10 protein-coding genes are annotated in these 10,310 nt (G+C 51.0%); 1 reads left to right on the top strand and 9 read right to left on the bottom strand.

Annotated features, from left to right (window positions below; genetic code table 11):
• Both VMT62_11325 and VMT62_11320 read right to left on the bottom strand, forming a co-directional pair.
• A partial coding sequence (locus VMT62_11325; protein HVN97013.1) for a tripartite tricarboxylate transporter permease occupies window positions 1-1,430 on the bottom strand: 1,430 nt, incomplete at its 3' end.
• A 15-nt stretch (window positions 1,431-1,445) separates the two neighbouring features.
• Window positions 1,446-1,904, bottom strand: coding sequence for a tripartite tricarboxylate transporter TctB family protein (locus VMT62_11320; protein ID HVN97012.1), 459 nt, complete (start codon window positions 1,902-1,904; stop codon window positions 1,446-1,448).
• Between the two features lie 344 nt (window positions 1,905-2,248).
• On the opposite strand from VMT62_11320, the gene purB reads away from it, so the two are divergent.
• On the top strand, window positions 2,249-3,541 hold the full coding sequence (gene purB / locus VMT62_11315; protein HVN97011.1) for an adenylosuccinate lyase: 1,293 nt from the start codon (window positions 2,249-2,251) through the stop codon (window positions 3,539-3,541).
• A gap of 27 nt (window positions 3,542-3,568) precedes the next feature.
• Here purB and VMT62_11310 read toward each other — a convergent pair whose 3' ends face one another.
• From VMT62_11310 to coaD, 7 genes are read right to left on the bottom strand one after another with little or no spacing between them, the layout of a single operon-like run.
• A complete protein-coding gene (locus tag VMT62_11310) occupies window positions 3,569-3,880 on the bottom strand; it encodes a DUF1844 domain-containing protein (protein HVN97010.1) in 312 nt (103 codons plus the stop codon).
• A 9-nt stretch (window positions 3,881-3,889) separates the two neighbouring features.
• Entirely contained in the window at window positions 3,890-5,284 is a 1,395-nt protein-coding gene (locus tag VMT62_11305) for a trypsin-like peptidase domain-containing protein (protein ID HVN97009.1), read from the bottom strand.
• Between the two features lie 10 nt (window positions 5,285-5,294).
• Complete coding sequence (gene coaBC / locus VMT62_11300) at window positions 5,295-6,521, bottom strand: bifunctional phosphopantothenoylcysteine decarboxylase/phosphopantothenate--cysteine ligase CoaBC (protein ID HVN97008.1); 1,227 nt, start codon at window positions 6,519-6,521, stop codon at window positions 5,295-5,297.
• A gap of 22 nt (window positions 6,522-6,543) precedes the next feature.
• Entirely contained in the window at window positions 6,544-7,737 is a 1,194-nt protein-coding gene (locus tag VMT62_11295; protein HVN97007.1) for a D-alanyl-D-alanine carboxypeptidase family protein, read from the bottom strand.
• Between the two features lie 27 nt (window positions 7,738-7,764).
• A complete protein-coding gene (locus VMT62_11290) occupies window positions 7,765-8,517 on the bottom strand; it encodes a slipin family protein (protein ID HVN97006.1) in 753 nt (250 codons plus the stop codon).
• A 1-nt stretch (window position 8,518) separates the two neighbouring features.
• Window positions 8,519-9,814, bottom strand: coding sequence for a nodulation protein NfeD (locus VMT62_11285; GenBank protein ID HVN97005.1), 1,296 nt, complete (start codon window positions 9,812-9,814; stop codon window positions 8,519-8,521).
• Window positions 9,811-10,299 (bottom strand): pantetheine-phosphate adenylyltransferase, encoded by a 489-nt coding sequence (coaD, locus tag VMT62_11280; protein HVN97004.1) that lies wholly within the window; start codon window positions 10,297-10,299, stop codon window positions 9,811-9,813. The genes VMT62_11285 and coaD overlap by 4 nt, the downstream gene beginning before the upstream one ends.
• Window positions 10,300-10,310 lie beyond the last annotated feature (11 nt).

The following is a 10,310-nucleotide window of genomic DNA, read 5'->3' as shown; positions in this document are numbered from 1 at the left end:
GCTATACCGATGAAAGCCGCCGAAATAGGCCGTGTGAAAAATATGGAAAAGCTCCCGTTGGATTTAATGAGTGACTGGCGCAGCGCCGTCTCCAGCATGGGACCGAGCACAAAGGCGAGGACCATGGGTGCGGCCTCGAGGGACAGTTTTTTCATGAGATATCCCAAAATTCCGAACCCCAGTGTGAACCATACGTCAGCCATACTGTTGTTGATCGAATAGGCGCCCACAAGGCACAGGAGGAGGATGAGCGGGAAAAGAATCGAGTAAGGCACCTTCAAGACTTTTACCCACAAGGCGATCAGGGGAAGATTGAGAATGAGCAACATAATGTTACCCACATACATGCTGACGACTACCCCCCAGAAGAGTTGGGGATGCTGTTCGAGGAGAAGCGGCCCCGGGGTCACCCCATGGATAATCAGGGCACCAAGGAGCATGGCCATGACCACATTCGACGGTATCCCCAGAGAGAGCAAGGGAATAAAAGCACCTTGAGCCGCAGCGTTATTTGCCGATTCCGGACCGGCAACACCTTCTATGGCGCCCTTTCCGAACTTCTCGGGATACGGGGAGATCCGCTTTTCTATGGCGTAGGACGCGAATGCCGCTATGGTGCCGCCACCGCCAGGCAAAATACCGAGGAAGAAGCCAAGCACCGTGCCACGTATGATTGCCCATATCGATTTCGCCCAGTCCTTCATGGTCGGGAGCAGGCCCTTGATCTTACCCTCGAGAAACTCCTGCTTGGCCACACGTTCAACATTTAGCAACACTTCCGAAATGCCGAAAAGACCCATGACGACAGGCACTAACCCTATTCCGTCAAAGAGTTCGGGTACGCCGTATGTGAAGCGCATGAGGCCGGAGACGGTGTCCTGGCCCACGCAGCCGAGTACAAGGCCGAGAGAGGCCATCATGAGCGCCCGAACCATGGAAGCAGATGCAAGGAAGGTAAGGACGACCATGCCCAGAACCATGAGAGAACAGTATTCGGCGGGGCCAAATTTCAATGCAAAGGAGACCAGCGGAACAGAAAGTAACTGCATGCCGATGATGCCAATGGTCCCTGCAATGAATGAGCCGAAGGCAGCAATTCCTAATGCAGCCCCGGCGCGTCCTTGTTTTGCCATCTCGTGCCCGTCGAGACAGGTGACAATGGATGCGGCCTCTCCAGGAATGTTCATCAATATGGACGTGGTCGAGCCGCCGTACATGGCTCCGTAGTAAATGCCCGCCAGCATGATAATCGAACCTTCGGGTGTTGTATGGAACGTTGCCGGTAACAGCAATGACATTGCGGCAACCGGTCCCAAGCCGGGAAGAACCCCTACGAGAGTGCCGATAAGCGTGCCCAAAAAACAGTATATAAGGTTGTTCGGTTGCAAGGCCACTGAGAATCCCATGTATAACTGGTTAAAAAGTTCCATCTTGTCCTCCCGCCCTTAAAGCCCGAGAACGCCCTTGGGAAGCTGAGCGCCAAGGGCAAGCCCGAAACCGAGATAAAACGCTGCGGTAACCACAACGGCCCAAAGAGCAGCACGCCACCAAGAACGGCGCTCAATCAGACGAAAAAGGAACAAAAGAAGCAGCACGGTGGGGAAACAAAACCCGACAAGCGGAAGCAGTATCGTATACATCGTCAACATGGCAACCGTCGTAACAAGCCTGCCCCAATCGATATCCGCCCAGATCTCCTCGTCCTTTCTATCTGTCTCCCAGTGGCTCACGACACCAAAGACAAGGTCGAAGGCGGACAGCGCGATCAAAAACAGGCTGCATAGAATGGGCATGAAGCCCGCACCGGGATCGGAGAAGCTCCCGAAACCGAGCCGCACAGAACCCATGCAGACAACCGCTCCGAATACAATCAAAACAACGTTACACACGGAATAGGTTCTCAAAGTCCCTCCTCAAGCGTTCTATGCGCGATCGGCATAACATGCGGCGCCTGCCCTTCGAGATACACAAAGACCAAGTTTTGTCCATGTAGACAAGTAGTCTTAGTAAGCTGATCACGTTTGTTCTTGCTGGGCGCAAAGATCATAAAACGGGACATCGTACCGATATATGTACTATTCCGCTTTAAGGTTGTCAAGCATTATTCTGATGTTCTTTGTTCACAAGAACAATCGCAATAGGTGCGAGGCGTCATCGCGGCTACGACTGGAAGTCCCCTCAAGGCACGCCCCCTCTATGCGCTTAATATCATTGACACCACGGTCTCTGTCGGGTTATATAGAGTCGTATGATCGAACGATACACCTTACCGAGAATGTCTCGCGTCTGGGATGAACAGAACAGATTTCAAAAGTGGCTTGAGATAGAGGTTTTTATCTGCGAGGCTTATACAAAGCTCTCGCTCATACCTGAGGGCGATCTCAAGGCCATCCGCGAGAAGGCAAAATTCGATGCACCACGGATACGAGAAATAGAGAAACGGACCAAGCATGATGTGGTGGCCTTCATAGAATCGGTCTCGGAATTTGTGGGGCCCTCGTCTAAGTACATCCACATGGGTGTTACCTCCTCGGATATTCTCGACACTTCCTTTGCCTGTCAACTCAATGAGGCATCTGAAATATTAATCGAAGACCTACGGACCCTCATGGCCGTGCTTAAAGAAAAGGCCTTTCAGTACAAAGAAACTCCCGCAATAGGGAGAACCCACGGGATCCACGCCGAACCCGTAACCTTCGGCCTCAAGATAACACATTTCTACGACGAAATGAGGAGAAACCTGGAAAGGATGAAGGCCGCCCGGGAGCGTATCCGCCACGGCAAAATATCGGGGGCTGTAGGGACCTACGCTCACGTGCCGCCCTTTGTGGAAGAATACGTCTGCGAGAAACTTGGATTAAAGGTAACGCCCATATCCTCACAGATCATTCCCCGTGATTATTACGCGGAGTTCTTTGCGACGCTCGCAATCATCGGCTCATCCATTGAAAGGATGGCCATGGAAATAAGGAACCTCCAGAGAACAGAGGTGGGTGAGGCCGAAGAATTTTTCCAAAAAGGACAAACGGGCTCCTCCGCAATGCCTCACAAACGGAACCCCATCGCGTCGGAGAACCTTTGCGGTCTCGCTCGTCTGTTGCACGGATACGCCATGTCCTCACTCGAAAATGTACCCCTCTGGCATGAACGGGATATCAGCCACTCTTCCGTGGAGCGGGTCATCGGGCCGGATGCAACCATCGTGCTTGACTACATGCTGGAACGGGTCAAAAATCTCTACGGCAATCTTATGGTCTATCCCGAGAAAATGAAGACAAACCTCGATATCTCCCGAGGCCTCTACCACTCGGAAGCGATCCTCATCGCGCTCGTCAACAAAGGTCTCGCCAGACAAGAGGCATACAAACTTACCCAGGCGGTTGCCATGAGATGTTACGAAAATCATCTCGATTTTGTTACTGAGCTGAAAAAGGATGAACCCTTGCGCCAACACTTAAGCGCTTCGGAGATTGAAAGCACCTGCAGCATGGAACACTACTTTCATCACATTGATACCATTTATAAACGGGTCTACGGTTAATAGTCGGTCGTCGCGCTTAAATACTGCCTATCCTGCTGCCCTCACATATTTCATCCGTAAATCATAGAGAATGCCCTCTATCAGTCGCTCCTCTTCATCGATGAGATTGCCCTTCGTCTTATCCTGCAACATCTCGATGACGTGTATGGTCTGTTTGGCAAGCGCAAGGTTGACGCTCTTTTCGTTCCTTAAGGGATCGGGCAACTCTCCAAGGGAGACGAGCGCGGAGGTTGACAGCGAAAGAAGGAAGGTTGAAAAATCGATAGTGGAAAAGATATCCCCACTTGCCTCATCCGATGCTTCGTAGGATTCTTCAGTCACATTAGTCTTGTCTTCCATAACATCCCTCTAAAGTAAAGTATCGAGTTTGACAGGCACGAAAAAGAGACTGTCATTCCTCCTCACCTGATAGAGAATATAATTCCTTTTCAGCCCTTCAACCATAAAGGAGTTGAAATCTTGACTATCTTTTATGGTATTGTTGTTGATCTTCACGATTACGTCGCCACTTTTGAGACCCGATCTCTCCGCAATTCCCCCGCTTAGGACCCTGGTCACCACCACGCCTTCTTTGTCCCTCAGCTTATATTTCAGTTTGGGGTACCCTTTGATGTCGGAGACCCTCATACCGCAGAGCGCCTCGTCGATGGGAAGAGGCGTGTACTTCTCGAGGTCCGCGGCATCTACGTTCATCGTATATTTCTTCAGTCCTCTCGAGATTCTGAGCTGTAGCGCGCCTTCGTCTTCTACGCCGCGCATGATGCTGTGGGGTTTCGTGCCTTCCTTAATCGTCTTCTTATTGATCTCGGTGATCCGGTCCCCCTCTTTCAATCCATAGGTCATTGCCGGGCTCCCCTGAATAACCTTACTCACAAACAGAAAGGCACCGCGCTCGTCTTTTCTTTTTTCGAAGAAAAGGCCGAGAATAGGTCTTTTCGGGCTGTTCTCCAGAAATTCGGAGAGCATGACCGCCACATCGTCTATGGGTATGGCAAAACCGATGCCTTTGCCTTCACCATAGATGGCGGTCACGATTCCCAAGAGATTTCCATCGCCGTCGAGGAGCGCTCCACCACTGTTACCCGGATTTATTGCGGCATCCGTCTGGATGAGGTCCGCATAAACCTTTCCTTCGATGCGGAGGTTTCTCCCTATGAAACTGATAACACCTACAGTGACCGAGCTCGTGAGTTCGAAGGGGCTGCCAATGACGATGGCCTTTTCGCCAACCCGGACAGTCCGTTTCGGGCCAATCGTGAGGTAGGGAAAATCGGGCTTGCTCGTTATGATTTTGAGAAGAGCTATGTCGAACTCAGGGTCGCTTGCCAGTACGTAGGCATCATACTCTTTGCCGCTCACGAATTTGACCCGGATATTGATGGCCCGTTCGATAAGGTGCTCATTTGTCACTACGATGCCTCGTGGATCAAGGACCACGCCGGAGCCTTTATTCGGAACTAGTTCCCCGGTATCCTCCTCGCTGCCGAAGTATTTTCTCAACAAAGAAGGCTTCTGTTCCTCGTCCGGGGCTTGCGAGAGCTCCTCCGTCTTTACGAACACGATAGCCTTGCCTGCCTTTTCAACGACCTGCACCACCCTGTCTTCCGCTGCAAAACACTTCTGCGGTAAGAGCCATCCTGTAACGGCGGCCAAAAACAAAAAGATGAGCGCCGCGCTCCGCGTGTTTCTGCGAACCGTGAAAACCACTATGGGGAGAACGGGATTGCGATGAGTCAATACCATGAACTGCTTTCTAATACCAGTCTTCCTTAGTTTTTCTCTTTTTTATGATCTTCTTTATGGAATCAAGGACGATTGTTGCGACCTCGTCCTTGCTCAGCTGTGGTACCCGTTTCATATTCCCCGACCTTTCAATGATGGTCACTTCGTTCTCGTCTGAGCCAAAGCCTATACCTGCTTTAGACACATCATTCGCCACGATAAGGTCCAGGTTCTTTTTTTTCAGTTTTTCTGAAGCGTGTTCGAGCATCTTCTCTGTCTCCGCCGCAAAACCGACTATTATGCGGTCACCCTTCACCTTTCCGAGTTCGCCTATAATGTCAGGGTTCTTTTCCAGTTCAAGCGTGAGGAAATTGCTGTTACCCTTCTTCTTGATCTTCTGACAGTTCTCTTCCTTGCACTTAAAATCGGCTACTGCCGCGGTTTTGATCACGATCGTGGCATCTTCATAGTGTTTCATTACCTCGTCTCTCATGTTGCAGGCGCTACTTACCGGGATCACCGGTATGTCGCTTCTTTCAAGCTCAATCGATGTGGGGCCGGAGATGAGCGTGACATCCGCCCCTCTTCTTCTCGCAATCTTTGCGAGGGCGTACCCCATCTTACCGGAAGAGATATTCGTGATGCACCGCACGGGATCGATGAATTCCACGGTAGGGCCGGCGGTGATAAGGACCCTCTCTCCTATAAGATCTTTCTCCGTAAAGATGTCCTCCATTTTTTCCAGGATCTCTTCAACGGACGGGAGTCTGCCTTTACCCTCGGTGCCGCAGGCGAGATCGCCGCTTGCCGGCTCCATCATTTCGTATCCTGCGTTCTTGAGTTTGTCCACATTGGCCTGGACCATGGGGCTTCCCCACATCTTGGTGTTCATGGAAGGCACGAAGAAGACCGGTACCGTAGTGGCCATGACCATGGTCGTCAAGAAATCATCGGCAATGCCATTGGCAACCTTGCCGATGACGTTCGCCGTGGCCGGCGCAATGACAAGCAGATCGGCTATGTCGGAGAGCGTGATGTGACCTATCTTAGAACCCGTGAATAGCTCGAACATCTCATGGATAACCGTATTGCCCGAGACCGTCTGGAACGTGAGAGGCGTTACGAATTCCATGGCGTTTTTCGTCATGACCACATGGACGCTGGCCCCTCTCTTTGTCAGATTTCGTATGAGTTCAACGGTTTTGTAAGCCGCGATGCCGCCGCTTACCCCCACGATAATCTCTTTGTTCTTCATCATGGTGTACAAACTTATATCACCTCTAAACGTTGAGACCAAGCCTTCTGATGAACCTCGTGAACAGGTTTGCCTTGGGCACATAGACCGGGGAGACGATATCCACCTTTCCTATTACATCGTTGTCGAGGCGGACTACCATCTCGCCGAGCTTCTGTCCTTCCCGTATCTCTCCCTTTATCCGGTCAGGAAGAACGACTTCCTTCTTTATCGTACCCTTCTTATCCACGGGGATGGGGTATGAAAATGTCTTCTCCGCAACCCCTTTCATCCTCTTGTATTTTCCATCGATAAGAAAAACATCTTGATCTACGACCTCCCCCTTCTTGACAACGTTCAACATCTTATACTGGGAAAAGGCCTTTTTCAACTTCTCCATGGCCACATCATCGCGTATCTTTCCGCTCGGACTTCCCATGACCACGGCGATGAAACGCAGATCACCCCTTTTGGCTGTCGCCACAATGTTAAACCCTGACTCCCGGTAATAGCCCGTTTTCAAACCATCGGCGCCGGGGAACTTTACAAGTAGTTTATTGGTGTTGGTAAGGACGAACTTGCCGTCTCTGAAACCATCGGTCTTTGTGGATGTCCATTCCATGAGCTTGGGGTAATTTAAGACCTCGCGAGCAAGGATAGCAAGATCGGCGCAGGAGGTAAGGTCCTCCTTCTGGCCTTTGCCGGGAGGCAATCCGTGAACCGAATGGTATTCCGTGTCGTTAAGGCCGAGCTGTTTGGCTTTCTCGTTCATAAGCTTAACCATTTCTTCGGCGCCACCGGCCACGAATTCGCTAATAGCGTACGCGGCGTCGTTGGCGGAATGAATCATCATGGCCTTCATAAGTTCTTCAAGGGTGAAGGTTTCGCCTTCCTTCAAATAGACCTGGCTCCCCCCTATTTTAGAGGCCTCTCTCGAAATGGGAATCCGGTCCGTCAGTTTTACCGCGCCGGTCGCCAGCTTTTCCATGACGATGCAGGCCACCATAAGTTTCGTAATGCTCGCGGGGGGCCTCTTCGCATTCGCGTTTTCCCCTTCAAGGACCTTTCCGGTGTTTGCCTCTGTCACGATATAAGCCTGATACGGAGCCCTGTCGGCTTCCTTGGCCTTTTGCTCTGCGATCGGCTTTCTCGGTGAATGTTTTTTTGCGATGGCCGGTCGCGCCTCAAGCGCTGTGACACAGAACAGGCATATGATGGTAGTAACAAACAGTCTTTTCATCAATCTTACACTCTCTCTTCTATTCAATCACTTGCTCAATTTCTCCATAAAGACCTTAAGAATATCTATGGGTATCGGGAAGATGATCGTCGAATTCTTCTCCGTGGAGATCTCTATGAGGGTCTGCAGATAGCGAAGCTGCAAGGCCATAGGGTTTCTCGAAAGGATATCGGATGCCTCCGAGAGTTTTGTTGAAGCCTGAAACTCACCTTCCGCGCCAATAATCTTGGCCCTTCTCTCACGCTCAGCCTCAGCCTGGCGGGCTATGGCCCTCTGCATTTCCTGGGGAAGATCCACATTCTTCACTTCTACATTAGAGACCTTTATGCCCCAGGGCTCGGTATGGGTGTCGAGTATTTCCTGGAGCTTTTCGTTGAGCTGTTCCCTGTGCGACAACAGATCATCCAGTTCTGCCTGACCCAAAACGCTCCGCAGTGTGGTCTGGGAGAGCTGGCTTGTCGCATAGAGAAAGTTCTCCACATCGATGATCGCTTTCATGGGGTCAATGACCCGGAAATAGACAACGGCATTCACTTTGATGGACACATTATCTCTCGTAATGACATCCTGTGGGGGTATGTCGAGCACCACGGTCCTCAAGCTTACCTTGGTCATCCTGTCGATGATGGGGATGAGGATGATAAGCCCCGGCCCTTTGGGAGCGCCAAGGACTCGACCCAATCTGAATATGACGCCCCTCTCGTATTCGTTCAATACCTTAATGGCACTGGCAAGAAAAAACACAATAAGCACGATGATAAATATGTACGCTGGAAACATCTTAACCCCCTTTTATTTTTTTGACTTTTACAATGAGCCTTTCTACGCTTATCACCACGACCTCTTCGCCGCTATTTACAGGCTCATCACTTTTCGCATTCCACAATTCTCCATGAACCGAGACCTTTCCTTTGGCCAGAATGTCCGTTTCCGCAACACCAATCTCTCCCACGAGACCTTCCACGCCTGTTTTGACCTTGGAAAGCTGGGCCCTCACAGCATACCCGAGAACGCCGAAGACAAAAAGCGCCGAAGCGACCGCCACAATGAGTATGGTCTCCCACGAAATCGAAAAGGCACTGGAGGGCACATTGACGAGCATGACCGAACCGATAACAATGGATATGATGCCCGCTATACCCAACAGTCCATGGGTGATAATTTTCAATTCCAGGATAAAGAAAATGACCCCCAGGAGTATAAGTGCAAGGCCTGCGAAACTGATCGGTATGGTCTGGAAGGCATAAAGCGCGAGGATGATGGAAATTCCTCCGATGACACCCGGAAAGATCGTACCCGGACTATAAAGCTCAAAGAGAATGCCGTAGATACCGAGCATCATGAGAAGATAGGCTATATTGGGGTCGCTGAGATAGGAGAGGAGCTTATACTTGGATGACATGGGAATTTCTGTTTTGACCGCTCCCTTTGTCTTAAGGGTGACCTTACCGTTCTTCGTTTCCACGGTCCTGCCGTCTATCTTGGCAAGAAGGTCGTCCATATTGTCTGCCACAAGATCAATGACGTGTTTGTCCAGTGCGTCCTTTGCCGTGATGGAAGAGCTCTCGGTGACCGCCTTTGCCGCCCACTCCACGTTCCTTCCCCTTTTCATGGCGATGCTGCGCGAATATGCCTCGGCGTCCTGAAGTATCTTTTTCTCCATGACTTTGTCAGGTTTTTCTTTTCCGATCGATACCGGATGCGCGGCGCCCACGTTGGTACCCGGCGCCATGGCGGCAATGTGAGACGCCATGAGGATAATGCTTCCCGCGGATGCCGCCCGTGCTCCTGACGGGTAGACATAAACAACCACAGGGATACTCGCATCCATGATATTCTTGACGATCTCCCGCATCGAGGTATCGAGACCGCCGGGTGTATCAAGAAGAATGATCAGGGCTTCTGCGCCCTTCGCCTGGGTCTTCTCGATAGCCTCTCTTATAAAACTTGCGACAGGTGGATTAATCGCGCCATTAACGGTGATGTAATATACATCTTTAGCCTGCGCCGGGCAGGCGCACAGGGCCGCCGAAAAAATGAAGACCAGGCAGCTAAGAAGCACGAGCCATCTTTTCATCTCTTACGTATCTTCTCCTTGAGCTTAATCGCAACCGCAGGGGGCACAAACTCCTCTACAGAACCTGAAAAGGACGCAACTTCCTTGATGGTCCTCGAACTGACAAAAAAATAATCCTTGCTCGTCATCATGAAAAGGGTGTCCATGTCGGGATTCAGGTTCCGGTTCATGGACGCCATCTGGAACTCATACTCAAAATCGCTCATAGCCCGAAGCCCCCGGATCACGAACCGGGCGCCCACGTCTTTCACGTACTGGACAAGGAGACCGTTGAAGCTGTCGATGACCACGTTATCCCCGCCGTTTACGGACTGGCGAATCAGCTCTTTCCGCTCGTCTACGGTGAAGAGGGCCTTTTTTTCGATATTGTTGGCTATAGCAACGATAACCCTATCAAAGAGTTCCAGCCCGCGATGCAGGATATCCAGATGGCCGTACGTAATCGGGTCGAACGAGCCCGGATAGACAGCTACCTTATCTTTCATGAAGAACTCCT

This window comes from Syntrophorhabdaceae bacterium (assembly GCA_035541755.1).
In the GTDB taxonomy this organism is placed as follows: Bacteria; Desulfobacterota; Syntrophorhabdia; order Syntrophorhabdales; family Syntrophorhabdaceae; genus PNOF01.
This window is presented reverse-complemented; position numbering and strand designations above follow the sequence as displayed.

What these genes read in the sequence shown, in the direction of transcription:
- purB (HVN97011.1), top strand. Translation starts at nt 2,249, where the DNA reads ATGATCGAACGATACACCTTACCGAGAATGTCTCGCGTCTGGGATGAA.
- VMT62_11310 (HVN97010.1), bottom strand. Translation starts at nt 3,880, where the DNA reads ATGGAAGACAAGACTAATGTGACTGAAGAATCCTACGAAGCATCGGAT.
- VMT62_11305 (HVN97009.1), bottom strand. Translation starts at nt 5,284, where the DNA reads ATGGTATTGACTCATCGCAATCCCGTTCTCCCCATAGTGGTTTTCACG.
- coaBC (HVN97008.1), bottom strand. Translation starts at nt 6,521, where the DNA reads ATGATGAAGAACAAAGAGATTATCGTGGGGGTAAGCGGCGGCATCGCG.
- VMT62_11295 (HVN97007.1), bottom strand. Translation starts at nt 7,737, where the DNA reads ATGAAAAGACTGTTTGTTACTACCATCATATGCCTGTTCTGTGTCACA.
- VMT62_11290 (HVN97006.1), bottom strand. Translation starts at nt 8,517, where the DNA reads ATGTTTCCAGCGTACATATTTATCATCGTGCTTATTGTGTTTTTTCTT.
- VMT62_11285 (HVN97005.1), bottom strand. Translation starts at nt 9,814, where the DNA reads ATGAAAAGATGGCTCGTGCTTCTTAGCTGCCTGGTCTTCATTTTTTCG.
- coaD (HVN97004.1), bottom strand. Translation starts at nt 10,299, where the DNA reads ATGAAAGATAAGGTAGCTGTCTATCCGGGCTCGTTCGACCCGATTACG.